General features: G+C 60.4%; 22 protein-coding genes. 15 read left to right on the plus strand and 7 right to left on the minus strand.

The genetic code is table 11. The features are described from left to right. Positions 1-591, minus strand: a 591-nt coding sequence (locus N5D61_RS26005; protein WP_279894712.1) for a glycine betaine ABC transporter substrate-binding protein, incomplete at its 3' end; no start/stop codon positions are given. Positions 592-1828: 1237 nt separating this feature from the next. On the opposite strand from N5D61_RS26005, the gene N5D61_RS26010 reads away from it, so the two are divergent. The 3 genes from N5D61_RS26010 (at position 1829) to N5D61_RS26020 (ending at position 4926) form a co-directional block, all read left to right on the plus strand. Further along, positions 1829-3127 (plus strand): serine/threonine protein kinase, encoded by a 1299-nt coding sequence (locus N5D61_RS26010; protein WP_108235589.1) that lies wholly within the window; start codon positions 1829-1831, stop codon positions 3125-3127. Beyond that, a complete protein-coding gene (locus tag N5D61_RS26015; RefSeq protein WP_108235590.1) occupies positions 3120-3923 on the plus strand; it encodes a VacJ family lipoprotein in 804 nt (267 codons plus the stop codon). Before N5D61_RS26010 ends, N5D61_RS26015 begins: the two co-directional genes overlap by 8 nt. A gap of 148 nt (positions 3924-4071) precedes the next feature. Further along, positions 4072-4926: a pirin family protein gene (locus tag N5D61_RS26020; RefSeq protein ID WP_279894713.1), complete on the plus strand. Its 855-nt coding sequence runs from the start codon at positions 4072-4074 to the stop codon at positions 4924-4926. A 156-nt stretch (positions 4927-5082) separates the two neighbouring features. On the opposite strand, the gene N5D61_RS26025 is transcribed toward N5D61_RS26020, so the two are convergent. Both N5D61_RS26025 and N5D61_RS26030 read right to left on the minus strand, forming a co-directional pair. Continuing rightward, positions 5083-6315 carry a patatin-like phospholipase family protein gene (locus tag N5D61_RS26025; RefSeq protein ID WP_279894714.1) on the minus strand — a complete coding sequence of 411 codons (1233 nt, stop codon included), beginning with the start codon at positions 6313-6315 and terminating at the stop codon, positions 5083-5085. Between the two features lie 18 nt (positions 6316-6333). Beyond that, positions 6334-7266, minus strand: coding sequence for a lipid A biosynthesis lauroyl acyltransferase (locus tag N5D61_RS26030; protein WP_279894715.1), 933 nt, complete (start codon positions 7264-7266; stop codon positions 6334-6336). Positions 7267-7422: 156 nt separating this feature from the next. On the opposite strand from N5D61_RS26030, the gene minC reads away from it, so the two are divergent. The 6 genes from minC (at position 7423) to N5D61_RS26060 (ending at position 14018) form a co-directional block, all read left to right on the plus strand. Beyond that, positions 7423-8169: a septum site-determining protein MinC gene (gene minC, locus N5D61_RS26035; RefSeq protein WP_279894716.1), complete on the plus strand. Its 747-nt coding sequence runs from the start codon at positions 7423-7425 to the stop codon at positions 8167-8169. A 200-nt stretch (positions 8170-8369) separates the two neighbouring features. Then, positions 8370-9182, plus strand: a complete 813-nt coding sequence (gene minD / locus N5D61_RS26040; RefSeq protein WP_062390343.1) for a septum site-determining protein MinD — start codon at positions 8370-8372, stop codon at positions 9180-9182. Beyond that, the gene (gene minE / locus N5D61_RS26045) at positions 9182-9436 is read left to right on the plus strand and encodes a cell division topological specificity factor MinE (RefSeq protein ID WP_108235596.1); all 255 of its coding nucleotides are present in this window, start codon (positions 9182-9184) and stop codon (positions 9434-9436) included. The genes minD and minE overlap by 1 nt, the downstream gene beginning before the upstream one ends. Before the next feature lie 115 nt (positions 9437-9551). After that, positions 9552-10187 (plus strand): pseudouridine synthase, encoded by a 636-nt coding sequence (locus N5D61_RS26050; protein ID WP_279894717.1) that lies wholly within the window; start codon positions 9552-9554, stop codon positions 10185-10187. Between the two features lie 285 nt (positions 10188-10472). Further along, the gene (locus N5D61_RS26055; protein ID WP_279894718.1) at positions 10473-11762 is read left to right on the plus strand and encodes a M18 family aminopeptidase; all 1290 of its coding nucleotides are present in this window, start codon (positions 10473-10475) and stop codon (positions 11760-11762) included. 84 nt (positions 11763-11846) lie between these two features. After that, the gene (locus N5D61_RS26060; RefSeq protein WP_279894723.1) at positions 11847-14018 is read left to right on the plus strand and encodes a mechanosensitive ion channel family protein; all 2172 of its coding nucleotides are present in this window, start codon (positions 11847-11849) and stop codon (positions 14016-14018) included. 102 nt (positions 14019-14120) lie between these two features. Here the strand turns inward: N5D61_RS26060 and N5D61_RS26065 are convergent, their stop codons facing one another. Further along, complete coding sequence (locus N5D61_RS26065) at positions 14121-15023, minus strand: glycine betaine ABC transporter substrate-binding protein (protein WP_279894719.1); 903 nt, start codon at positions 15021-15023, stop codon at positions 14121-14123. Between the two features lie 218 nt (positions 15024-15241). Here N5D61_RS26065 and N5D61_RS26070 point away from each other — a divergent pair, with 218 nt between their 5' ends. After that, complete coding sequence (locus tag N5D61_RS26070; RefSeq protein ID WP_108235600.1) at positions 15242-17278, plus strand: NADH:flavin oxidoreductase; 2037 nt, start codon at positions 15242-15244, stop codon at positions 17276-17278. 60 nt (positions 17279-17338) lie between these two features. Here the strand turns inward: N5D61_RS26070 and N5D61_RS26075 are convergent, their stop codons facing one another. From N5D61_RS26075 to phnR, 3 genes are all read right to left on the minus strand, one after another. Continuing rightward, positions 17339-18118, minus strand: coding sequence for a pyrroline-5-carboxylate reductase dimerization domain-containing protein (locus tag N5D61_RS26075; protein WP_108235601.1), 780 nt, complete (start codon positions 18116-18118; stop codon positions 17339-17341). Next, the gene (locus N5D61_RS26080) at positions 18108-18836 is read right to left on the minus strand and encodes a TetR/AcrR family transcriptional regulator (RefSeq protein ID WP_108235602.1); all 729 of its coding nucleotides are present in this window, start codon (positions 18834-18836) and stop codon (positions 18108-18110) included. Before N5D61_RS26080 ends, N5D61_RS26075 begins: the two co-directional genes overlap by 11 nt. Before the next feature lie 150 nt (positions 18837-18986). Then, positions 18987-19706 (minus strand): phosphonate utilization transcriptional regulator PhnR, encoded by a 720-nt coding sequence (phnR, locus tag N5D61_RS26085; RefSeq protein ID WP_279894720.1) that lies wholly within the window; start codon positions 19704-19706, stop codon positions 18987-18989. Positions 19707-20098: 392 nt separating this feature from the next. On the opposite strand from phnR, the gene N5D61_RS26090 reads away from it, so the two are divergent. The 5 genes from N5D61_RS26090 (at position 20099) to N5D61_RS26110 (ending at position 24740) form a co-directional block, all read left to right on the plus strand. Continuing rightward, positions 20099-21166 carry an ABC transporter substrate-binding protein gene (locus N5D61_RS26090; protein ID WP_108235604.1) on the plus strand — a complete coding sequence of 356 codons (1068 nt, stop codon included), beginning with the start codon at positions 20099-20101 and terminating at the stop codon, positions 21164-21166. 153 nt (positions 21167-21319) lie between these two features. Then, the gene (locus tag N5D61_RS26095; RefSeq protein ID WP_279894721.1) at positions 21320-22126 is read left to right on the plus strand and encodes an alkaline phosphatase family protein; all 807 of its coding nucleotides are present in this window, start codon (positions 21320-21322) and stop codon (positions 22124-22126) included. After that, positions 22123-22965: an ABC transporter permease subunit gene (locus tag N5D61_RS26100; protein WP_279894722.1), complete on the plus strand. Its 843-nt coding sequence runs from the start codon at positions 22123-22125 to the stop codon at positions 22963-22965. The genes N5D61_RS26095 and N5D61_RS26100 overlap by 4 nt, the downstream gene beginning before the upstream one ends. After that, on the plus strand, positions 22952-23749 hold the full coding sequence (locus N5D61_RS26105; protein WP_108235607.1) for an ABC transporter permease: 798 nt from the start codon (positions 22952-22954) through the stop codon (positions 23747-23749). Before N5D61_RS26100 ends, N5D61_RS26105 begins: the two co-directional genes overlap by 14 nt. A 1-nt stretch (position 23750) precedes the next feature. Then, entirely contained in the window at positions 23751-24740 is a 990-nt protein-coding gene (locus N5D61_RS26110) for an ABC transporter ATP-binding protein (RefSeq protein WP_108235608.1), read from the plus strand. The last annotated feature ends 397 nt before the right edge of the window (positions 24741-25137 follow it).

Genomic DNA, 25137 nt, shown 5'->3' on the forward strand with positions numbered 1-25137 from the left:
GTGCGGCACCCAGCCGGTGACGGCAATGGATTCTTTCTTGTTTTCAGCGCGGGTCAGTTCGGCAATCATGCCGGCGCCGGAACTCGCCTGAAGTTTGTAGCCGTCCAGGCCGTAATCCTTGATGGCCTGATCGGTTTTGATCATCACGCCTGAACCGGCGTCGATGCCGACGATCTTCTTCTTGAAGGAATCATCGGTCTTCAAATCGGCCACGGAGTTAGCTTTGACGTAGTCCGGCACGATGAGGCCGATTTTCGCGTCCTTGAAGTTCGGACCGTAGTCGGTGACCTTGTCCTTGTTCTTGGCCCAGTATTCGCCATGGGTCACAGGCAACCAGGCAGACAGCATCATGTCCAGCTTACCGGTGGCCACGCCTTGCCACATGATCCCGGCCGCCACGGCCTGGAGTTTCACAGGGTAGCCCAGCTTTTGCTGGATCACTTCGGCGGCCACGTTAGTGGTCGCTACGCTGTCAGACCAGCCGTCCACATAACCGATGCTCAGCTCGGGCTTGTCGGCGGCAAGGGCCAGCGTGGAACTGATGGCAAGCGCCAGCGCGGCACCTACGCCCAGGATATTTCGCATCTTCATCGTCACTTCCCCGGTAGTCCAGAACCCGACGGCGGTCGGGCTTCGTTAACGTTCTTATAAGACCGGGCGTTGCGCTCACATTTGGCGCAGCCCCCGACTTTCACGCCTCAACCACATGCCTGCGCAGCAGCGTTGGCTGCGTTGACGAAACGATCATCAACCCCCACCAACCTCGCCCCTTTCCTCTCTGCGACACTCAGACAGCGGGAAACGACATCACTAAGCCATCAACGACACACAGGTCGCAAAAGAGGCCGCAGTCCGTCCGAAAATTGCATGCCTGACAAAAGCCACTCTCTTGAGGCGCGCAATTGCCGCCCTAGCCCGCTTTTGCAACGCCCACCACCTCCCCCCTCAAACCGCCCCGCCGTTGTGCCTCGGTCGGCACTCGCGTCGGAAACACATTGTGTTACCGACGACGGCATTCCAAATCAGAATACGGGTAACACGGAAACAGAATAGGCATCTGCTTGACCTGCTCGTTGATCCAGATATTTACAACCCGTTGTTTTTTATAGTTTTTTAAAAAGTGGCACAGGTCCTGCTATCTCTGTCGCATAACAAGAACAAAATGTGAAAAACCAATAAAAATAAGATGAAACGGCTCTGACATAACAAGAACAACGGTACAGAGACGCAGCCAACTGATTTTTTTGGAGTAGATAGGCTTTACAGAGGCTTTGGCCTCGCAACCCGACCGAGAACGATAAAACTGCCACCAGGCAGCGGCCAGAACGGGTTGGATCACTTGCGTAAAGCGGGAGATCGAGGCAGATCAGCGCTCAAAAAAATACGTTCGCTCTTGAATCCCGGATGGGGATCACTGAACACGCGGTGAAGGGACGGTTGCCAAGAACAACAACAGATCGCCCTAAAACAATAAGAAAAGAGCACGTGCAACGATTTAAAGGGGAGCTTCGGCTCCCCTTTATGCTGTGCGTCATTCGATGAGCCACGCTGCCTAGGCAAGCGCAATCGCGGCATCCCATCGAACGCCCTCCGATCACTGATGCCCTCTCCCCAGCACGCCCGCGCCATACCAGGCTCGCCCCACGACGTCGCGCACATTTAAAGCACAACCCGACACGCCAACCGTGCCAGAACGTGTATTGTCGCCTAGGATTTGCAGGGGGAACGGCCGGGTGTAAATGCAGATTGCCATTACGGCACTTTTATCATTGCCCTCCTGTCATAGCCTGCGTATTTCAACAGCACTTCTTTCCCAAGGGATTTAGTCATGCTTCGTTTTCTACGCCTCGCCGCCCTCTCTGGCGGCCTGCTCTTGAGTGCGTCCGTGATGGCGGTCGACGTCGATCCGTCCAGCTATGGCTTCCCTCTGACCAACCCTTTCGAAGCGACCATCGCCACCACCCCGCCTGATTTGCGCGCCAAGGTGCCCGAAGACGCGGACATCGATCAGGACGATTACAGCCTGACGTTGCGCCCGGACCGGGAATTCACCTTGCCGGACAACTTCTGGGCCGTGAAGAAATTGCGCTACCGCCTGGCCAAGCAGGACCATCCGGCGCCGCTGATCTTCCTGATCGCGGGCACCGGCGCGCCGTACAACAGCACCCTCAATGAATACCTGAAGCGCCTGTATTACGGAGCTGGGTACAACGTCGTGCAGCTTTCCTCGCCGACCAGCTACGACTTCATGAGTGCGGCGTCCCGCTTCGCTACACCCGGCGTGACCAGCGAGGACGCTGAAGACCTCTACCGCGTGATGCAGGCGGTCCGCGCCCAGCAAAGCAAACTGCAAGTGACAGAGTATTACTTGAGTGGTTACAGCCTGGGCGCACTGGATGCAGCGTTCGTCAGCAAACTGGACGAGACCCGCCGCAGTTTCAATTTCAAGAAAGTGCTGCTGATCAACCCGCCGGTGAACCTCTACACCTCAATCACCAATCTGGACAAACTGGTGCAGACCGAGGTCAAGGGCGTCACCAACAGCACCACCTTTTATGAGCTGGTGCTGCAGAAGCTGACACGTTACTTCCGCGAAAAAGGCTATATCGACCTCAACGATGCGTTGCTCTATGACTTCCAACAGTCCAAGCAACACCTGTCCAATGAGCAGATGGCAATGCTGATCGGCACCTCGTTCCGCTTCTCTGCCGCCGACATCGCCTTCACCTCCGACCTGATCAACCGTCGAGGGCTGATCACCCCGCCCAAGACGCCCATCAGCGAAGGCACCAGCCTGACGCCGTTCCTCAAGCGCGCGCTGCAATGTGATTTCGACTGCTACGTCACCGAACAGGTCATCCCGATGTGGCGCGCCCGCACCGATGGGGGAAGCCTGCTGCAACTGGTCGATCAAGTCAGCCTTTATGCGCTGAAGGACTACCTGAGCACCAGCAAGAAAATCGCCGTGATGCACAACGCCGACGACGTGATCCTCGGCCCGGGCGACCTCGGATTCCTGCGCAAGACTTTCGGCGATCGCCTGACCGTTTATCCTTACGGCGGTCATTGCGGCAACATGAACTATCGCGTCAACAGCGACGCCATGCTGGAGTTTTTCCGTGGCTAAACGTCTATTGCTCATCGCCGCCCTGCTCTGTGCCGGCGCCGTACATGCGGCCGACGCGCCGATCGTTTCCCAGGCAGCGCCGGTCAAGCGGGTCGAAACCCCAGACGGTTTCACCGAGCCGCTCAAATCGCTGAAATTCAACCCGGGGCTGGACCAGCAGGAATTCGAGCGTTCGACGCTCAATGCCCTCACCGTCTACGACCCGCTGGAATCGTGGAACCGCAGGGTCTACCACTTCAACTACCGCTTCGACGAATGGGTGTTCCTGCCCGTGGTCAATGGCTACAAGTACATCACCCCCAGCTTCGTCCGCACCGGCGTCAGCAATTTCTTCAGCAATCTGGGCGACATCCCTAACCTGCTGAACAGCCTGCTTCAGTTCAAAGGCAAACGTTCGATGGAAACCACCGGCCGATTGCTGATCAACACCACGTTGGGTATCGCTGGGCTCTGGGACCCGGCGACCAAGATGGGCTTGCCCAAGCAGAACGAGGATTTCGGCCAGACGCTTGGCTTCTACGGGGTGCCGGCCGGTCCGTACTTCGTCCTGCCGATCCTGGGGCCCTCCAACTTCCGTGATACCGGCGGACTGGTGTTCGATTTTACCGCCGAATCGCAGATCAACTTCCTGAACGTTTCGCAGGTCAGCGAAGACCACCCGGAGATCTATCTGCTACGCGCCATCGACAAGCGCTATACCACCAGCTTCCGGTATGGGCAGATGGATTCGCCCTTCGAGTATGAGAAAGTCCGGTACGTGTACACCGAAGCGCGGAAACTGCAGATTTCCGAGTGACCTCCTGTCAGCGACGCGGTCGACAGGCCGTGTCGCTGAAGCGAACTCATTCAGCTATTCGATAAATTCCCTGCAAAATCGTCAACCATTCATCGCCTCGACCGGCATACCATAAGCGCCATTCCTACCCCATTCTGGAGTGAGCCTCATGACTCAATATCGCAAAGTGCTGTCCATGCAGAGCGGCCAGCCGGCTTCGGACGGCGCAGGCGTCAAGCTGACTCGTGTATTCGGCGGCCCCGGCGTCGAAGCGTTCGACCCCTTCCTGATGCTCGATGAATTCGGCTCCGACAAAGCCGATGATTACATCGCCGGTTTTCCGCCCCATCCGCACAGGGGTTTCGAAACCGTGACGTACATGCTCGAAGGGCGGATGCGCCACGAAGACCACATGGGTAACGTGGGTCTGCTCCAGGGCGGAGGTGTGCAGTGGATGACCGCAGCCCGTGGCGTGATCCACAGCGAAATGCCCGAGCAGGAAGAAGGCGTGATGCGCGGCTTTCAGCTGTGGCTGAACCTGCCGGGCAAATCCAAGATGGGCAAGGCCGGTTACGACGATATTCAGCCGGAGCGCATTCCTCGAATCACCACTGCGCAAGGCGTAGAGGTCGTCGTGATCGCCGGAACGTTCAACGACGGGCAGGTGCAGCAGGCCGGCGCCGTTCAACGCCCGGATACAGAACCGCACTATTTCGATTTCCACATCCCGGCCGGCAAAGCGATTCGTCCAATCGTTCCTGAAGGCCACCGAGTTTTGCTGTACGTGTATGAAGGGGAAATCGAGATTGCCGGGCAATCGCAAAACCTCGGCAAGAGCCGCTTGGCCCGGCTGTCGGAGCACGGCGAGCTGCAGTTGAGCTCATCGAGCGGCGCTAAGGTGCTGTTGATTGCAGGCAAACCAATTGGCGAGCCCATCGTGCAATACGGCCCCTTCGTGATGAACACGCGAGAAGAGATCGAGCAGGCATTGCGGGATTTTCGCGATGACAAGCTGACTGCGTAAAGCAGGATTGACGCCTGATGGGTAGGAGCGCGCTTGCCCGCGATGGCGGTGTGTCAGTCAGTACTCTTTGACCAGACGCACCGCCATCGCGGGCAAGCGCGCTCCTACCCATCAGGCATCAGGCATCAAGGCGTCAGGCATCAAGCCATCAAGCCATCAAGCCAGTCGCAAAAACCGCAGCAATTCGTCCTTCTGGGCCATCGCATCGCGACGGCCCAGTTCGATCAATTCGCTGCAATAACCCGACTCGAACAACAGGTAACTCAGTACCCCTGCCCCGCTGCTCTTGGTCGCGCCCGGGCCACGCAGGAAGGTGCGCAGCGCAGGAGGCAGTTCGCGGCGATGGCGGGCGGCGATTTCGTCCAGCGGCTGGCTCGGGGAAATCACCAGCACCTCAACCGGCGACAGCGACTGCATCGTGGACGACTCCGACACCGGGGACGAAGGCCGCGTAGCCACCGGCATCATGGCGCTGAGCAGGTTGAGCCGCTCCAGCAACTCGATATCACTTTCCAGGCTGTCGATGAAGGTGCTGTTGAGCATGTGCCCGCCGATCTGTGCCAGGCTCGGCTGGGTACCGCTGACCGGACGCTTCGCCGCCAGATGAGCACCGGGCCCGCGCGGGTTGCCGCTCACCCCCACCACCAGCACACGATTAGCCCCCAAGTGCAGCGCCGGGCTGATGGGGGCCGACTGCCGCACAGCGCCATCGCCGAAATACTCGTCATCCAGCTTGACCGGTGCGAACAGCAGCGGAATCGCCGAACTGGCCAGCAGATGATCGACCGTCAGCCGCGTGGGCAAACCTATCCGGCGATGGCGCAGCCATGAGGCGATGCTGCCTTTGCCTTGGTAGAAGGTGACTGCCTGCCCGGACTCGTAACCGAACGCGGTGATCGCAACGGCGTGCAAATGCCGCGCCTCGATGGCTTCTTCAATGCCTTCGAGGTTCAGCCGCTTGGTGAGCAATTCTTTCAAGGGCGCGCTGTTGAGCAACGCCACCGGCACTTGCTCGCGGCCTACGCCGAGCAGGCTGCGAATGAAGAATCGAGCGGCCTGACGAATCACCCCGGCCCAGTCACTGCGCAGCACCTGGTGGCTACGAAAGCTTTGCCAGAAATCGGTGAGCTCATGGATGGCCGTGCGGAAGTGGGTCGCACCGCTGGCCAGTTTGACGGCATTGATCGCGCCAGCCGAGGTGCCGACGATCACAGGAAACGGGTTCTTGGCCCCGACCGGCAGCAGATCGGCGATGCCGGCGAGCACGCCCACCTGATAGGCTGCCCGGGCGCCTCCCCCCGACAGAATCAGGCCGGTCACCGACTCGACCCCGGACAGACCACTGGAAGCGCTGTTGGCTGCTTGTTGTTCTGTTGCGCTTGTCGTCATAACACCCGGTTCTCGGTATCAACCACGCTTGGTGTAGAGCTTGGGCTCGCCCGGCGGTCGGCTCTTGAACCGGCGATGCGCCCATAGGTATTGCTCGGGACAGGCGGTGACCGCTTGCTCGACCCACTGATTGACCCGCACGCAGTCCGCTTCATCGCTTTCGCCCGGGAAGTCGGCAAACGGTGGGTGAATCACCACTTTGTAGCCGCTGCCATCGGCCAGCCGTTCCTGAGTGAACGGCACCACCAGGGCGCGCCCGAGGGTCGCGAACTTGCTGGTGGCAGGCACCGTGGCCGCTTGAATGCCGAACAGTGGCACGAAGAGACTCTGCTTGGCGCCGTAGTCCTGATCCGGTGCATACCAGATTGCACGCCCCTTGCGCAGTTGTTTGATCATGCCGCGCACATCTTCGCGCTCGACGGCGATCGAATCCAGGTTGTGCCGCTCGCGCCCACGCCGCTGAACGAAGTCGAACACCGGGCTCTTGTGCTCCCGGTACATGCCGTCGATGGTGTGTTGCTGGCCGAGCAGCGCGGCACCGATTTCCAGGGTGGTGAAGTGCAACGCCATCAGAATCACCCCTTGCCCTTGTTCGTGCGGGCGCTTGAGGTGTTCCAGACCTTCGATGTGGGCCAGTTTGGCCAAGCGCTGCGGGCTCCACCACCAACTCATGGCCATTTCAAAAAAGGCGATGCCGGTGGACGCGAAGTTTTCCTTGAGCAGGCGCTTGCGTTCGGCTTTGGAATACTGCGGGAAGCACAGCTCCAGATTGCGAGCGGCGATGGTGCGGCGGTCGGTTGCGAAGAAGTACATCACCCAGCCGAGCGCGCGGCCGATGGCCACGAGCGCGCGAAACGGCAATTGCACCACCAGCCAGAGCACGCCCAGGCCCAGCCACAGTGGCCAGAAGCGGGGATGAAGAAAAAGGGCTCGAAAACGCGGGCGATCCATTACAGCTTCCATCAGGGCAAAGGCGGGCATTCTACATGGGTTCGAGCACAATCGTGACGCCCTGTCGGTGGCCAGCGCGGTGCCACTCCCTTGCGGCTGACCGGCGATCTCGTTATAAGTCTCGGCACTTTTAGCGACAAGCCGCTGTATGCCGACATGAGCCAAATCGATTTGCAAGACAAGGATCCCGTGTTTCAGTTGAAGGGCAGCATGCTGGCCATCACCGTGCTGGAACTGGCGCGCAACAACCTCGAAGCGCTGGATGGTCAGTTGGCGGCCAAAGTCGCCCAGGCACCGAACTTCTTCAGCAACACCCCGCTGGTGCTGGCGCTCGACAAGCTGCCGCCCAATGAAGGCGCGATCGACCTGCCCGCCATGATGCGGGTTTGCCGCCATCACGGCCTGCGCACCCTGGCCATCCGCGCCAATCGCATCGAGGACATCGCCGCCGCCATCGCCATCGACCTCCCCGTCCTGCCGCCCTCCGGAGCTCGGGAGCGCCCGCTCGATCCGACGGAAGGCGAGGTCAAGAAAAAGCCCGAAGTGGTGCAAAAGCCTCCCGAGCCCGTGATCAAGCCGACCAAGATCATCACCGCGCCGGTGCGCGGTGGGCAGCAAATCTACGCGCAAGGCTCAGACCTGGTGGTGATTTCCTCGGTCAGCCCCGGTGCGGAACTTCTCGCCGATGGCAACATCCATGTTTACGGCCCCATGCGGGGTCGGGCGCTGGCGGGCATCAAGGGGGATACCAAAGCCCGCATTTTCTGCCAGCAGATGGTGGCGGAACTCATCTCCATCGCCGGGCAATACAAGGTTTCCGAAGACCTGCGCAGGGATCCACTGTGGGGGGCCGGGGTACAGGTCAGTCTGTCCGGCGACGTGTTGAACATCACCCGTCTTTAACGGATACTGCGCCATTTTCAAAGCAACGCTGATTCGTCGTGAAATCGATGCAAAGGATGTGAAAAATCCGGAGAAACTGCGGCTTTTCTCCAACATGTAGGCCTTCACCGGCTGAACGTTTCCATCTTAGCGTGTCTATCTCGGCATCCGGCGGGGCGCTTCAGGGACTCAACGTCCTTTTCCTCTAGGGGTGATACACCTTGGCCAAGATTCTCGTGGTTACATCCGGCAAGGGTGGTGTGGGCAAGACCACCACCAGCGCCGCTATCGGTACCGGTCTCGCGCTGCGCGGCCACAAAACAGTCATCGTCGACTTCGACGTCGGTCTGCGTAACCTGGACCTGATCATGGGTTGCGAGCGTCGCGTGGTGTACGACTTCGTCAACGTGGTCAACGGCGAAGCCAATCTTCAGCAGGCCCTGATCAAGGACAAGAAGATCGAAGGCCTGTATGTCCTCGCCGCGAGCCAGACCCGCGACAAGGAAGCGCTGACCAAAGAAGGCGTGGAAAAAGTCCTGATGGAACTCAAGGAATCCTTCGAGTACATCGTCTGCGACTCCCCAGCCGGTATCGAAACGGGCGCTCACCTGGCGATGTACTTCGCTGACGAAGCGATCGTCGTGACCAACCCTGAAGTCTCCTCCGTGCGCGACTCGGACCGCATGCTCGGCCTGCTGGCCAGCAAATCCCGCCGTGCCGAACGCAACGAAGACCCGATCAAGGAACACCTGCTCCTGACCCGCTACAACCCTGAGCGCGTAAGCAAGGGCGAAATGCTGGGCGTGGAAGACGTCAAGGAAATCCTGGCCGTGACCCTGCTCGGGGTAATTCCTGAATCCCAAGCGGTGCTCAAGGCTTCCAACCAGGGCGTGCCTGTCATCCTCGATGACCAGAGCGATGCCGGCCAGGCGTACAGCGATGCTGTCGACCGCCTGTTGGGCAAAGATCGCGAGCACCGTTTCCTGGACGTACAGAAAAAAGGATTTTTCGAACGCCTGTTCGGGGGTAACTAATGAACATTTTTGACTTCTTTCGTGCCAACAAAAAGCCTAGTACCGCGTCGGTTGCGAAAGAGCGTCTACAGATCATCGTGGCGCACGAACGCGGCCAACGCAGTACCCCGGACTACCTGCCCGCTCTGCAGAAGGAGTTGGTCGAGGTGATTCGCAAATACGTCAAGATCGACGACGACAAGGTCCAGGTTGCGCTCGACAACGAGGGCAGCTACTCGATCCTGGAACTCAATATCACCCTGCCGGATCGTTGATTCGAAAAGGCTGCCGCCACGGCGGCTCGGGCGCTCGCATCCCTTGACCGGGAGGAGTGACCGAGCCGCCGTTGGCGTTTGCTGTACGCCTGTTTTTTGCCATGAGGCTGGTTCAATGCCGCTGTCCAACGTTCACATCCTCCATCAGGACGACGCCGTGCTGGTGGTGAACAAACCTACCTTTCTGCTCTCCGTCCCCGGTCGCGCTGACGACAACAAGGATTGCCTGATCACCCGCCTGCAGGAAAACGGCTACCCTGAGGCGCTGATCGTCCACCGGCTGGACTGGGAAACGTCCGGGATCATTCTGCTGGCCCGCGACCCGGACACTCATCGCGAGCTGTCTCGGCAATTTCATGATCGAGAAACCGAAAAGGCCTACACCGCGCTGGCATGGGGACAACCGGCACTGGACAGCGGCAGCGTCGACCTGCCCCTACGCTACGACCCGCCCACCAAACCTCGGCATGTGGTCGATCACGAACACGGCAAGCACGCGCTGACTTTCTGGAAAGTCCTGGAGCGTCATGACACCCATTGCCGCGTGGAGCTGACGCCCATCACCGGGCGCTCCCATCAATTGCGAGTGCACATGCTCTCTATCGGTCACCCCTTGTTGGGCGACGGGCTGTATGCGCATCCGCAAGCGCTGGCCGCGTACCCGAGGCTGTGCCTGCATGCCAGCATGCTGACCTTCACCCATCCGGTGACCAAAGAGCGGATGCGGTTTGAGTGTCCGGCGCCGTTTTGAGGTTCGCTTGAGATCGCAACGTTGATGCCCTTCGGGGCTGTCGCGGGCAAGCGCGCTCCTACATTTGTTGCAACGTGCCGCATTCTGATGGACCGAGTTGTTTGCCTGAAAGCCTGGCTACCCGCGCGTTCTGTCAGGCCATGGCACGTTTGAGCCAATGTAGGAGCGCGCTTGCCCGCGACAGGCCTGAAGGGCATCCATGTAGCGGCCTCAAGCCAAGCCCTCCCCACTCGCCCCCACCCGCATACGCCTGTAAACTCCCGCCATTGCTGTCTGGAGTAACTTATGCGCGAAGAGTTGAACCAAGGCCTGATCGATTTTCTCAAGGCCTCTCCCACCCCGTTTCATGCCACCGCCACTTTGGTGCAACGTCTGGAAGGCGCGGGGTTCCACCGTCTGGACGAGCGCGAGCCTTGGCATGTCGAAGCCGGGGGCCGCTATTACGTCACCCGTAACGACTCCTCGATCGTCGCCTTCAAAATGGGCCGGCTGTCACCTTTGATCGGCGGCATCCGCCTGGTCGGCGCTCACACCGACAGCCCCTGCCTGCGCGTCAAGCCACAGCCTGAATTGCAACGGCAGGGTTTCTGGCAACTGGGCGTCGAAGTCTATGGCGGCGCCCTGCTCGCTCCATGGTTCGACCGGGACCTCTCTCTGGCAGGCCGCGTCACCTTTCGCCGCGACGGCAAGGTCGAAAGCCAGCTGATCGACTTCAAGCTGCCCATCGCGATCATTCCCAACCTGGCCATTCACCTCAATCGCAGCGCCAACGAGGGCTGGCCGATCAACCCGCAGAACGAGCTTCCACCCATCGTGGCGCAGATCGCCGGCGATGAGCGGCCCGACTTCCGTGCCCTGCTGACCGATCAACTGGCACGCGAGCATGGCCTGAACGCCGACGTGGTGCTCGACTACGAGCTGAGCTTCTACGACACCCAGAGCGCAGCGGTCATCGGCCTCAATGGCGACTTCATCGCCGGCGCGCGGCTGGACAACCTGCTGTCGTGCTTCGCGGGCCTGCAAGCGTTGCTCAATGCCGACGGTGAGGAAACCTGCGTGCTGGTGTGCACCGACCACGAAGAAGTCGGTTCGACCTCCGCCTGCGGTGCCGACGGCCCGATGCTCGAACAAATACTGCAACGCGTGTTGCCGGACGGCGACGACTACGTGCGGGCGATCCAGAAGTCCTTGCTGATCTCGGCGGACAACGCCCACGGCGTGCACCCGAACTACGCGGACAAACACGATGGCAATCACGGACCCAAGCTCAACGCCGGCCCGGTGATCAAGGTCAACAGCAATCAGCGATACGCCACCAATAGCGAAACCGCCGGGTTCTTCCGCCATCTGTGCATGGCCGAAGAAGTGCCGGTGCAAAGTTTCGTGGTGCGCAGCGACATGGCTTGCGGCTCGACCATCGGCCCGATCACCGCTGGCCATTTGGGCGTGCGCACCGTTGACATCGGCCTGCCGACCTTCGCCATGCACTCGATCCGTGAACTGGCTGGCAGTCAGGATCTGGCGCACCTGGTGAAAGTACTGACCGCGTTCTACGCCAGCGCCGAACTGCCATAAGCGGCGCCGGCGCAGGCGGATAGCGTGGCCTGGACGCCCTTCTCCCACCCCAATGGCGCTGCCCGCTTCGAGGTTGATGACCCGGTGACTGCCTTTTCCCGCTCCGTCTTGCGTGTGTTAGTGATCTGCCTGTTGCTGCTCCCACTGGGGCCGCTGCAGGCAGCCGGTCTGCCCGGCCTGCTGGGTGGCGGCGACAAAGCTCAACCTAAGGCACAGGAACCGTTGGCCCAATCGCTGGACGAAGTCATCGCGTCACTGGAGAACGATCAACAGCGCGCGCAGTTGCTGGCCGACCTGAAGAAGCTGCGTGATGCCACGAAAAAAGCCCAGCCCGCTGCCGAGCAGGGGGTGCTGGGCCTGATCGGCAGCAGCCTGTCGACCTTCGAGAAGCAGTTCACCGGTGAAGACAGCCCGCTCAGTCGCTGGGGGGAGGAGGTGACGCTCGCGGAACAGGAGCTGATGGCACTGATGCTGCCCGCCAACCAGTGGTGGCCGATCATCTTCGGCTTTGCCGTGGTGATCGCCCTCTGGAGCCTGCTGGCGGCGGCCTTGATCTGGCTCAGCCACCGTGTCCGCGTGCGCTTCGGGTTGTCCGAGGAGCTTCCGCAACACCCGCGCCCTATCGACATGTTGCGGTTTGCCTTGCGCAAGCTCGGCCCCTGGTTGATTGCCCTGGTCATCACGGTATACCTGAGCTATTCGCTACCGCCTTCACTGGGGCGCGATCTGGCGATGGTATTGGCTTACGCGCTGGTGGTGGGGACGCTGTTCTCGGCCATCTGCGTCATCGCATTTTCGCTGATCGACGGCCCCCATCGGCATCAGGCGCTGCACATTCTGCGTCATCAGGCGTTCCGCCCACTGTGGTGGATCGGCAGCTTTGCGGCATTCGGTGAAGCATTGAGCGATCCTCGGCTGATCGCCAGCCTCGGCGTGCATCTGGCGCATACCACGGCCACGATGGCCAATGTCATGGCCGCAGTGTCCACCGGCCTTTTCATCATTCGCTTCCGCCGTCCGATCGCCCATTTGATTCGCAACCAGCCACTGGCCCGGCGCCTCAAGCGCCGCGCGCTCAGCGACACCATCGAAATCGTCGGCAGCTTCTGGTTCGTGCCCGCGCTGGTGCTGGTTGGGGTTTCGCTGTTCGCCACGTTCTTCTCGGCGGGCGATACCAGCACCGCCTTGCGCCAATCGTTGATCTGCACGGTACTGCTGGTGCTGTGCATGGTGATCAACGGCCTGGTGCGGCGACGCGCGCAGAAACCCGCTCACGGCCACAAGCGCCATGCGCTGTATTCGGAGCGATTGAAGGGCTTTTTCTACACGGTCGTGCACCTGTTGGTGTGGTTGGTATTCATCGAACTGGGCCTGCGGGTCTGGGGTTTGTCGCTGATCCGCTTTTCCGAAGGCGATGGCCATGACATCAGCATACGGGTCGTCGGCCTGGCGACCACACTGATGTTCGCCTGGCTGGTCTGGATTCTGGCCGACACGGCGATCCACCACGCGCTGACCCGTTCGCGCAAAGGCCTGGCGAACGCGCGTGCGCAAACCATGATGCCGCTGATCCGCAACATTCTGTTCGTGACCATTTTCATTATCGCGGTGATCGTCGCGCTGGCGAACATGGGCATGAATGTCACGCCGCTGCTGGCCGGTGCTGGTGTGATCGGCCTGGCCATCGGCTTCGGTGCGCAATCGCTGGTGGCCGACCTGATCACCGGGCTGTTCATCATCATCGAGGACTCGCTGGCCATCGATGACTATGTCGACGTGGGCGGACACCTGGGCACGGTCGAGGGTCTGACGATCCGCACCGTGCGGCTACGGGACATCGACGGCATCGTTCACACCATTCCGTTCAGCGAAATCAAGAGCATCCAGAACTACTCGCGGGAATTCGGCTATGCCATTTTCCGCATCGCCATCCCCTCGAACATGAACATCGACGACGCCCTGAAAATGGTCCGCGACGTGGGTCAGAAAATGCGCGCTGACCCGCTTCAGCGGCGCAACATCTGGTCACCGCTGGAAATTCAGGGCGTCGAAAGTTTCGATTCGGGTAACGCGATCCTGCGTGCCCGTTTCAAGACGGCGCCGATCAAACAGTGGGAGGTGTCGCGAGCGTTCAACCTGGCGCTCAAACGCTATCTGGACGAGGCCGGCATGGACCTGGCCACGCCGCGCCTCAACGTGCAGGTCAGCACCAGCGGTGCAAGCGTGAGCGCGGTGCGAGGGAAGAAGGAAGATTAATCTGTTGATTGTTGTGGGAGCGCGCTTGTCTCTGGGCAGACGCAGATCGTCCGAATGCGGTCCAGAGACAAGCGCGCTCCTACGGCTCCGGGCAGAAGCAGATTACGGCGCAGACGACGCCGTCGCGTTGCCATTGACCATCGCCGCGAAACGCGCTTTGTTGGCCGCGTAATACTCGGCCACAACCTTGTCCGCCGAGCTTTCCCGGGCTTTGAGCATCAGGGTTTGCAGGTCCGTAGCCGGGATCGAGTAGTGCGCGAAGAACTGCGCGACTTGCGGGTACTGCTCGCTGAAGCCCTTACGCGCCACCGCGTGGATCTGCTCAGCGCCACCGAACAAATGGTCCGGATCATCCAGATACCGCAGCGGGTATTTGGAGAACATCCAGTGCGGGCTCCAGGCGTTGACCAATGACCACTTGCCACGCTTGAGGTTGCGGTCCAGCTCGCTGAGCATCCCGCTCTCGGACGAAGCGACCATTTTGTATCCGACGATTTTCTTGTCGTTGAGGACCTTCTCGGTGAGTTTGTACTGGCCGTTGCCGACTTCCGACGTGAAGATTTTCCCGTCGAATTTAGCGGCGATCCCAGGTTTGTTCAGGTCGGCCAAGCTGCTGACTTCACTCTGCGGAACGATGTCCGGCACCGCCATGCCGATACGCCCTTCATACAGCACGCCAAGGTCCTCCAGCTTGTCCCGGTATTTGTCCCAGAACGCTTTGTGCGTGCCCGGCAACCAGACCATCGGGATCAAGTCGATGTTGCCGTTGGCCACGGCCTGAAACTGAATGCCGATGTCAGCCTGCACCAGTTTCACCGGCTGCTTGAGCTGGTCTTCGAGCACCACGTTCGCCAGTTTGACGGCGATCTCGGTGTCCGACCAGTTGACCCAGCCGATGCGCACCGGCGGCTGGTCCGCCGCCTGCGCGAACAGACTCGCCGTCGCCAGCGCGACCCCTGCAAACCAGCCAATACGTTTTTTCTTATGCGGTGAATGAGCAACCATCGTGCATCTCCCCTTTCGTGTATGGGTGTCTCTGGGTGTGGCAGTGAAAGCGGTGGATCGCGCCGGTCTGAGCCGGCTGGTTGGGCCAATCTTATCCACACAGTTGTTGGGGACGCAAGCGAAATGTACATAGGCGTCAACTGATATTGACACCTGTGTACATTCCTCTTAGTTTCATCTGCAACCGAGCCTGATGTCGACCCGAGGAGCGCAACACGATGTCCAGCGATCCACTGCTGCAGCCCTACACGATCAAGCACCTGACCCTGAGAAACCGCATCATCACCACGTCCCATGAACCGGCGTATCCGGTGGACGGCATGCCAAAAGACCTGTATCGCGCCTACCACGTCGAGCGCGCCAAGGCCGGGGTCGCCTTGACCATGACCGCAGGCTCCGCAGCGGTGTCGCGGGACAGCCCACCCGTGTTCAACAACGTGCTCGCGTACAAGGATGAAGTGGTCGGTTGGCTCAAGGACCTGACCGATGAATGCCACGAACACGGCGCGGCGGTGATGATCCAGCTCACCCACCTGGGGCGTCGGACCCGCTGGGACAAGGCGGACTGGCTACCGGTGGTGTCGCCCTCCCACCGACGCGAAGCGTCCCACCGCTCTTTCCCTAAACGACTCGAAGACTGGGACATCCAGCGCATCATTCAGGACTACGTCGACGCCGCCGAACGGATGAAGGCCGCTGGCATGGACGGCCTTGAGCTGCAAGCCTATGGCCATTTGATGGACCAGTTCTGGTCGCCGCTGACCAACACCCTCGAAGGCCCCTACGGCGGGCCGTTGGAAAACCGCCTGCGCTTCACCTTCGATGTTCTGCGTGGCATCCGCCAGCGGTGCGGTGAGGATTTCCTGCTGGGCGTGCGCTACACCGGCGACGAGGACCTGCCGGGAGGATTCGGCGCCGAGGAAGGCATCGCCATCTCGCAGATGCTCAAGAACAGCGGCCTGGTGGATTTCCTCAACGTGGTCAAAGGCCATATCGACACCGACGCCGGGCTCACCGACGTCATTCCCATTCAAGGCATGCGCAATTCCCCACATCTGGACTTCGCCGGTGAAGTTCGCGCCGCAACAGGCTTCCCCACCTTTCACGCGGCGAAGATCCCGGACGTCGCCACCGCCCGCCATGCGGTGGCGTCCGGCAAGGTGGACATGGTCGGCATGACCCGGGCGCACATGACCGACCCCCACATCGTGCGCAAGATCATCGAAAAGCGTGAAGAGGACATTCGCCCTTGCGTAGGCGCCAATTACTGTCTGGATCGGATCTATCAGGGTGGCGCAGCCTACTGCATCCACAATCCGTCGACCGGGCGTGAAACCACCCTGCCCCACGACATTCCCAAGGCTGCCGTGAAACGCAACGTCGTGGTCATCGGTGCCGGGCCTGGAGGCCTCGAGGCGGCGCGGGTGGCGGGCGAGCGCGGACATGACGTCACGGTGCTGGAGGCGGCCGACCGGCCCGGTGGGCAGATTCGCCTCACGGCGTTGAGCGAACGCCGACGCGAGATGATCAGCATCATCGACTGGCGGATGGCCCAGTGCGAGCGGCTGGGGGTGAAATTCCGTTTCAACACCTGGGCCGAAGCGCAGACCGTGATCGACTTGGAACCGGACGTGGTCATCGTGGCCACGGGCGGCCTGCCGGACACAGAAGTGCTGAAGGAAGGCAACGAGTGGGTGGTTTCTGCCTGGGACATCATTTCCGGCGACGTGAAGCCAGGCAAGAACGTGCTGATCTTCGATGACGCCGGCGACCACGCGGCCCTGCAGGCTGCCGAGGTGATCGCCCAAAGCGGCGCCCGGCTGGAGATCGTCACGCCAGACCGGGCGTTTTCACCGGAGGTCATGGCGATGAACCTGGTGCCCTACATGCGCAGCCTGCAAGATCTGGACGTCGTGTTCACGGTCACCTACCGCGTTGAAGCCGTGCAGAAGCGGGACGGCAAGCTGGTTGCAGTCTTCGGCAGCGATTACGGCAAGGTCAACAAGGAGCGGATCGTCGATCAGGTGGTCATCAACCACGGCACATTACCGTTGGACGACCTGTATTTCGACTTGCGGCCCCATTCGAAGAACGGGGGCGCCGTCGAGCAGCATGATTTGATTGCCGGGAAGGCGCAAAACCTGGTGACCAACCCTGAAGGACGCTTCCAATTGTTCCGGATCGGCGACGCCGTGGCCGCGCGCAACACCCACGCTGCGATCTACGATGCATTGCGGTTGATGAAGGACCTGTAACGGGACACAGACCTCGCGTGGTAAACACAATCCCGGTAGGCGCGCACGCCTACCGGGTGATCAAAGGCCGTTGCGGGCAACTTCGGCCCCCGCCGCAACCGCTTTGCCGACCTGCGCCTCAAAGCCGTCATCCATCAAACGCTGCAACGCCGCCGCCGTCACGCCTTTGTAGGCCACCAGCGAATCGATCAGCGCTTGGGGCTCATGATTCACAAGCAATCGACTGGCCGACACCACCACCCCATGGGCGGCTTGCCGGGCGACGTCTTCAGGAATACCCGCGATCATTGCCTGCCGAGTCAGCGCGGTCATCAACAATGCCGGAAACGCAGGGCCAGTGCCTGACAACGCGCTGAGGTAATCAATCCCTTCCTCCGTCGGCACTCGGCTTGCTGTGCCCACGCATTCCAATAGCCGTTGAACGAAGTCCACATCAGACGCACTCAACGGCTGCGGGCAATGCCACGGCGTGAACGACTGACGTATTTCAACCGCGGCGTTGGCCATCGCCCTCACCACCACTTCAGCCCCCGTCGCCTCGCTGATTGCCTGAGACGTCACACCCGCCATCAGGGAAATCACCAGTTTCCCTGACGCATCGATCTGAAGCGCCTTGAATTGCTCGGGCCTCACCGAAATAACCACCACGTCACAGGCCTCGACCAGCGCCTGACTATCCGCGACCAGGTGCGCGCCGGTCGCCTGCAGCGGGTGTGTCCCTGAGCGGTTGGACAGCCACAAGCGGTCCGCCTCGACAAAACCGCTGTCCAGCAGCGCCTGTGCCAGCGCCCCACCGAGCCAGCCGGTGCCGCCAATGATGCCAATGCGCTCAGCGTTCACCGGACACCTCCTCTGTCTTCTCTTTCAGGGCGTCTTCGAAGGTTTCTACCAAGGGCACGAACTCGCCCGGCTCTTTTTCCGCATACCCGAACGCGCCAAAGAAACGGTCCAGCTCGCGCTTCTTCGGGGTTTTGCCGGTAAAGATCGCTACGTAATGAGGAATGCGACGAAAGCGCTGGGTAATGTCTTCCAAGGTCTTCATCGAGATGTAACCGATTTGTGTCAGGTAGATCGTCCGGGCGCGGGTGTCCGCGCCATCGGCGTCGTAGCCAAAACGCCGGAACATCGCCGACAGGGCATTGATGCGGGTGTCATCCGCCGCGGCGATTTCTGCCGCCACCTCTTCGGACTGCAACGCCCAACTGCGCACGGCGAATTCGAACTGGGAGTCGAACAGCTCAGGGTTCAACCAGCACTCGAATACGTTGAGGATCGCCTCCGTGATGTTCTCCGCGTAGCGTTCGGATTGCTTGAGCATGCCGCCGGTGTTTTTGTCCTTCCAGCGAGCCAGTAATGCGGCGAGGAGCTGCTCGCGGTCTTGGAAGAACCAGTAGAAGCTGGTACGCGACAGGTTCAGGCGCTTGGCCAGCGGCATCACTCGAACGGCGTCGACCCCGGATTCCTTCAACGCATCGTAGGCCGCTTCCAGCCAGCCCTCCGCCGACCCGCGCCAACCCGAATCCTGGGATTTACCCCGTTCCTTGCCTGATACCGACATGCGCTGCCGCCTGTGTTCGAAGAGAGTGCAGGGACTGTACGCCCCTGCTCTTTTTATGTACATCGCTGCACATTGGCATGACGCGGACTTTATCTCTTCTGTTGTCAGCTTGAGGTTTGATCGCTTGCCACGTCTGACAATTACGAAGCCTCACAGGTCTCCGACCATGGCGCTCACATGAATAGCGTCGTGCCGCCAGTACTCCAGATCGCAGTCGATCAGACGCCCGCGCTGGTCGTGGTTGACCCGGGCGATGCGCAAGCCGGGGCTGCCGATCGAGACTTTCAATGCGGCTGCGGCCTCAACAGGCAGTGCGGTCGGCACCATTTCGAAGCGCACCTGACCATAACGAATGTCGTAATGGCGGGCGTACAGTTCGGTCAGCGACTGGTTCAGGTCGAACTCGAGCATCTGCGGAAAATAGTCGGGGTTGAGGTAGTGCTCGACATACAGCACCAGCCGTTCATCGATGCGCCGAACGCGGCAGATCTGGATCACGCTGGATAAAGGAGGCAGTTGCAGCAGCTCGCAGATGGCGGCTGAGGCCGGTTGCAAGCGGGCCGACAGCACTTGGGTGGCAGGCACTCGACCCTGCGCCTGCACCATGGCGTGGAAGTGGCTGCGACGCATCAAGTCATACGCCAGGCGCGGCGGAGAAATAAACCAGCCTCGCCGCTCTTCGCGATAAATCAGCCCTTGTGCCTCCAGTTGCACCAATGCCTCACGCAAGGTGATGCGGGTGGTGTCGAAGACTTCGCTGAGCTTGCGTTCGGCGGGCAGTTTGCTGCCGGGGGTCAACAGACCGTGTTCGATCTGCTCCTGCAAGGCGTTGCAAATGGTCGTCACCGCTCGTGGCACAACTTGGCGCATTGCGTTACCTATCTGGACTAGACCAGTGCATCAGGGGCACCCGCTCATCAGCAGGAAGGCCCATCGGTTCGTTCTCAAGCCTAGGCAGGCTAGATGACTGTTACGTGACAATCCAGCGTCGTCCCCTTCGTCCACTAGGCTAGAAAAACACATTTGCCTTTGCGGATCAGGATCTTGGCGATGGTCTACGCTTGTTTCACAGCGTGCCCAGCGCCTGGATGCCACTGCGTTCCCCCCAGCAAAAGTCGGTCCAGACACGAAAATGTCATGAGGCAGGCATAACTTGGCGCAGGTATTGCTGATCTAGACCAACGCAAGACGCACCCGATTGCAGCGAACACGTTACCGATCCGATGCACTACACCGTCGAGAAGAGACCAAAGGAGCTTCGAATGAAACACCTTTTGCTGGCATCACTCCTGGGCTCGGCCATCGCGCTGAGCACATCGGCCATGGCCGCGGACACCGACTTGAAAACTCTGGAAGCCGCAGCCAAGGCCGAAGGCGCGATCAACAGCGTCGGTATGCCCGATGACTGGGCGAATTGGAAAGGCACCTGGACCGACCTGACCGCTAAATACGGTCTGGTGCACATGGACACCGACATGAGCTCGGCGCAGGAAGTGGCCAAATTCGACGCGGAGAAAGACAACGCCAGTGCTGATATCGGCGACGTGGGCGCGGCCTTCGGTCCGATTGCCGTGGCCAAGGGCGTGACGCAGCCTTACAAACCGACCACCTGGGATCAAGTACCGGACTGGGCGAAAGACAAGGACGGCCACTGGGCCCTGGCCTACACCGGTACCATCGCCTTCATCGTGAACAAAAAATTGCTGCACGGCTCCGATGTTCCGAAATCCTGGGCTGACCTGAAAACCGGCAAATATAAAGTCACCATCGGCGACGTGAGCACCGCCGCTCAAGCAGCCAACGGCGTACTGGCCGCTGCGATCGCCATGAAAGGCGACGAAACCAACATCGCGCCGGGCCTGCAATTGTTCACCGAACTGGCGAAGCAGAAACGCCTGGGCATCAACAACCCGACTATCCAGAGCATGGAAAAAGGCGAAGTGGAAGTCGGCGTGGTCTGGGATTTCAACGGCCTGAGCTACAAGGCCAAGATGGCCAATCCGGATGACTACGTGGTGTTGATCCCGTCCGACGGCTCGGTGATTTCGGGCTACACCACCATCATCAATAAATACGCCAAGCACCCGAACGCAGCCAAACTGGCCCGCGAATACATCTTCAGCGACGCCGGTCAGATCAACCTGGCCAGTGGCAACGCGCGCCCGATTCGTGCAGAGCACCTGAAGTTGCCGCCTGAGGTACAAGCCAAGTTGCTGCCGAACGAGCAGTACAAGAATGTGACGCCGATCAAGAACGCCGACGCGTGGGAAAAGACTTCGAAAGCCCTGCCGCAGCAGTGGAACGAACAGGTCATCGTCGAGATGCAGTAAACGCTTCACCGAACGAACGCGCTTTCAATGCAGGAGCGCGCTTGCCCGCGAAAACGGTAGGTCAGTCACCCGTTATGAACCTGACACGACGCCTTCGCGGGCAAGCGCGCCCCTACATCGGGAAGCGCCTCGTCCCCTTCCCCCGGAGAGGCCATGAAACACAACGTCATCCTGATTTTGCTGGACGGCCTGAGCTACAGCGTGGCGCAGCATGCGATGGGGCATTTGCTGGCTTACCGCAACGCCAGTCGCGCGGCACTGTACAAGCTGGAATGCGAACTGCCCGCCCTGTCCCGACCGTTGTATGAGTGCATTCTCACGGGCGTGCCCCCGATCGACAGCGGCATCGTGCACAATCAGGTGTCACGCCTGTCCCATCAGCGCAGCATATTTCACTACGCCTCAGCCGCTGGCCTGACGACCGCCGCCGCGGCGTATCACTGGGTCAGCGAGTTGTACAACCGCAGCCCTTTCATCGCCTCGCGCGATCGCCACACCGACGACCTCGATTTGCCGATCCAGCACGGTCACTTCTACTACGTCGATCACTACCCCGATTCCCATCTGTTCGACGATGCGGAGCATCTGCGAACCGCGCACCAGCCAAATTTCCTGTTCATCCACCCGATGAACATCGACGACGCTGGGCACAAGCACGGCCTGGACACCCCGCAATACCGCAACAGCGCGCGCTCGGCCGACATCATCCTCGCCGAGTACCTGCAACGCTGGCTCGACGCTGGCTATCAGGTACTGGTGACCGCCGACCATGGGATGAACAACGATCGCTCGCACAACGGCCTTCTGCCAGAGGAACGCGAAGTGCCCCTGTTCGTCATTGGCGACGCCTTCAGCCTCGCCCCCGATGCGCAGCCGAAACAGACCGATATTTGCGGCACTGTCTGCCAATTGCTCGGGGTGCCCCATGACAAACCTTTCTGCGCAGAGGTGCTCAAGTGAGTTCACAGCGTCGCGGCAAGTGGCTGGGGCTGTTATGCCTGCTGCCTTTCGCCCTGTTTTTCATCGCCTTTCAGATTGCCCCGCTGGTGTGGGTCGCGGTCAACAGCCTTCACTCGGAAGCCGGCTGGGGCTTGGATAATTTCATCAAGGCCTTCAATTCCCGCTTTTACCGGCAGGCGATGCAGTACAGCCTGGAGATCAGTTTCTGGTCGAGCCTGATCGGCATCGTGATCGCGATTCTGGGCAGCTACTCGTTGCGCAAAGTGCCTTCCAGGCTGCGGGACTTCGTCAGCGCCTTCGCCAACATGACCAGCAACTTTTCCGGCGTGCCGCTGGCCTTCGCCTTCATCATCCTGCTGGGCTTCAACGGCGCGCTGACGCTGATTCTCAAGCAGGCCGGCATCATCGACGACTTCAACCTGTATTCGAAGACCGGCCTGATCATCCTCTACACCTATTTCCAGATTCCCCTCGGCGTGTTGCTGCTGTACCCGGCCTTCGACGCCCTGCGTGACGACTGGCGCGAATCGGCCTCGCTGCTCGGCGCCAGCACCTGGGACTTCTGGCGGCACATCGGCATTCCGGTGCTGACCCCGGCCCTGCTCGGCACCTTCGTGATTCTTCTGGCCAACGCGCTGGGCGCCTACGCTACGGTCTACGCGTTGACCACCGGCAACTTCAACGTGTTGCCGATCCGCATCGCAGCGATGGTTGCCGGTGACATCTCGTTGGACCCCAACATGGCCAGCGCCCTGGCGATGATTCTGGTGGGCATGATGACCCTGGTGACCCTGGTCCATCAGTGGCTGTTGAAGAGGAGCTACCATGTCTCGCGCTGAACGCGGCCCGGTCGGGCTCTATCACCGTCTGGTGGTGTACGTCCTGTTTCTGATCCTGCTGGCGCCTCTGCTGGGCACCTTCATTTACTCCATTGCGTCGAGCTGGTCGGCGACCATTCTGCCGGCCGGGTTCACCTACAAGTGGTACCTGGCCCTGTGGAGCGACCCACGCTTCCTGATCGCCTTCGGCCAATCATTGCTGGTGTGCGTTGGCGCGCTCGTGCTGTCCGTGGTGTTGATTCTGCCGCTGCTGTTCGTGGTGCATTACCACTTCCCGAAACTCGACGCGCTGATGAATATTCTGATTCTGCTGCCGTTCGCGGTGCCGCCAGTGGTGTCATCAGTGGGGCTGTTGCAGCTTTATGGCTCGGGGCCGTTGGCGATGGTCGGCACGCCATGGATTCTGATCGGCTGCTACTTCACGGTGGCGCTGCCGTTCATGTACCGGGCCATCACCAACAACCTGCAGGCGATCAACCTGGTGGACCTGATGGACGCTGCTCAACTGCTCGGTGCCAGCACCTTCAAGGCGGCCTATCTGGTGGTGCTGCCCAACCTGCGCAAAGGGCTGATGATCGCCCTGCTGCTGTCGTTCTCTTTTCTGTTCGGTGAGTTCGTGTTCGCCAACCTGCTGGTGGGCACGCGTTACGAGACGCTGCAGGTTTACCTGAACAACATGCGCAACAGCAGCGGCCACTTCAACAGCGCCCTGGTGATTTCCTATTTCTTCTTCGTATTGCTGCTGACCTGGGCGGCCAACCGACTGAACAAGGACAAAGACTGACATGAGCTTCGTCACTGTCGAAAACCTGCAAAAGAACTACGCCAGCACCGCTGTGTTCAGCGACATCAACTGCGTGATCAACAAAGGCGAATTCATTACCTTGCTCGGTCCGTCCGGTTGCGGCAAATCGACCCTGCTGCGCTGCATCGCTGGCCTGACCTCGGTCACCAGCGGCAAGATCTTTCTCGACGGCCAGAACATCGTTCCGGTCTCGCCCCAGAAGCGCGGCATCGGCATGGTGTTCCAGAGCTACGCACTGTTCCCCAACATGAATGTGGAACAGAACGTGGCCTTCGGCTTACGTATGCAAAAAGTCAGCGCCGATGAAACGAAACAACGCGTGGCCGACGTCTTGAAGCTCGTGGAGCTGAGCGACTTCGCCAAGCGCTATCCGCATCAGATGTCCGGTGGCCAGTGCCAGCGCGTGGCCCTGGCGCGCTCGCTCGTCACCCGTCCGCGGCTGCTGTTGCTCGATGAACCCCTGTCGGCGCTGGATGCGCGCATCCGCAAACACCTGCGCGAACAGATCCGCGCCATCCAGCAGGAGCTGGGCCTGACGACGATTTTCGTGACCCACGATCAAGAAGAAGCGCTGACTATGTCCGACCGGATTTTCCTGATGAACCAGGGCCGGATCGTGCAGAGCGGCGACGCCGAAACCCTGTACACCGCGCCGGTTGACGCGTTCGCAGCAGGCTTCATCGGCAACTACAACCTGTTGGAACCCGACGACGCCAGCCGCCTGATGCAACGCCCGATCAACAGCCGCGTGGCGATTCGCCCGGAGTCCATTCAATTGAGCCTCACCGGCTCGCTGGAAGGCGAAGTGCGCAGCCACAGCCTGCTGGGCAATGTGATCCGTTACCGGGTCGAAGCGCGGGGTGTCGAGTTGGTTGTCGATGTGCTCAATCGCTCTGCCAGTGACTTGCACCCCAACGGTCGGCGCGTCACCCTGAACATCGAACCGTCGGCGCTCTGCGAAGTGGCGTGATCGCCGCGGTAAACCTGTAGGAGCGCGCTTGCCCGCGATGGCGTTTTTTCAGCAGACAAAAATGAACCTGATGCTCCGCAATCGCGGGCAAGCGCGCTCCTACCCAGATGGCTGCCGACTTGCACCCCAACAGCCGGCGCGTCATCTTGAACATCGAACCGTCGGCGCTCTGCGAAGTGGCGTGATCGCCGCGGTAAACCTGTAGGAGCGCGCTCGCCCGCGAAGGCTTTTTTTCAGCAGACAAAAATGAACCTGATACACCGCAATCGCGGGCAAGCGCGCTCCTACCCAGATGGCTGCCGACTTGCATCCAAAAGGCCGGCGCGTCACCTTGAACATAGAACCGTCGGCGCTCTGCGAAGTGGCGTGATCGCCGCGGTAAACCTGTAGGAGCGCG

The organism is Pseudomonas sp. GD03842, assembly GCF_029841165.1.
In the GTDB taxonomy this organism is placed as follows: Bacteria; Pseudomonadota; Gammaproteobacteria; order Pseudomonadales; family Pseudomonadaceae; genus Aquipseudomonas.

What these genes read in the sequence shown, in the direction of transcription:
- N5D61_RS26010 (WP_108235589.1), top strand. Translation starts at nt 1,829, where the DNA reads ATGCTTCGTTTTCTACGCCTCGCCGCCCTCTCTGGCGGCCTGCTCTTG.
- N5D61_RS26020 (WP_279894713.1), top strand. Translation starts at nt 4,072, where the DNA reads ATGACTCAATATCGCAAAGTGCTGTCCATGCAGAGCGGCCAGCCGGCT.
- N5D61_RS26025 (WP_279894714.1), bottom strand. Translation starts at nt 6,315, where the DNA reads ATGACGACAAGCGCAACAGAACAACAAGCAGCCAACAGCGCTTCCAGT.
- N5D61_RS26030 (WP_279894715.1), bottom strand. Translation starts at nt 7,266, where the DNA reads ATGGATCGCCCGCGTTTTCGAGCCCTTTTTCTTCATCCCCGCTTCTGG.
- minC (WP_279894716.1), top strand. Translation starts at nt 7,423, where the DNA reads ATGAGCCAAATCGATTTGCAAGACAAGGATCCCGTGTTTCAGTTGAAG.
- minE (WP_108235596.1), top strand. Translation starts at nt 9,182, where the DNA reads ATGAACATTTTTGACTTCTTTCGTGCCAACAAAAAGCCTAGTACCGCG.
- N5D61_RS26050 (WP_279894717.1), top strand. Translation starts at nt 9,552, where the DNA reads ATGCCGCTGTCCAACGTTCACATCCTCCATCAGGACGACGCCGTGCTG.
- N5D61_RS26055 (WP_279894718.1), top strand. Translation starts at nt 10,473, where the DNA reads ATGCGCGAAGAGTTGAACCAAGGCCTGATCGATTTTCTCAAGGCCTCT.
- N5D61_RS26065 (WP_279894719.1), bottom strand. Translation starts at nt 15,023, where the DNA reads ATGGTTGCTCATTCACCGCATAAGAAAAAACGTATTGGCTGGTTTGCA.
- N5D61_RS26070 (WP_108235600.1), top strand. Translation starts at nt 15,242, where the DNA reads ATGTCCAGCGATCCACTGCTGCAGCCCTACACGATCAAGCACCTGACC.
- N5D61_RS26080 (WP_108235602.1), bottom strand. Translation starts at nt 18,836, where the DNA reads ATGTCGGTATCAGGCAAGGAACGGGGTAAATCCCAGGATTCGGGTTGG.
- phnR (WP_279894720.1), bottom strand. Translation starts at nt 19,706, where the DNA reads ATGCGCCAAGTTGTGCCACGAGCGGTGACGACCATTTGCAACGCCTTG.
- N5D61_RS26090 (WP_108235604.1), top strand. Translation starts at nt 20,099, where the DNA reads ATGAAACACCTTTTGCTGGCATCACTCCTGGGCTCGGCCATCGCGCTG.
- N5D61_RS26095 (WP_279894721.1), top strand. Translation starts at nt 21,320, where the DNA reads ATGAAACACAACGTCATCCTGATTTTGCTGGACGGCCTGAGCTACAGC.
- N5D61_RS26105 (WP_108235607.1), top strand. Translation starts at nt 22,952, where the DNA reads ATGTCTCGCGCTGAACGCGGCCCGGTCGGGCTCTATCACCGTCTGGTG.
- N5D61_RS26110 (WP_108235608.1), top strand. Translation starts at nt 23,751, where the DNA reads ATGAGCTTCGTCACTGTCGAAAACCTGCAAAAGAACTACGCCAGCACC.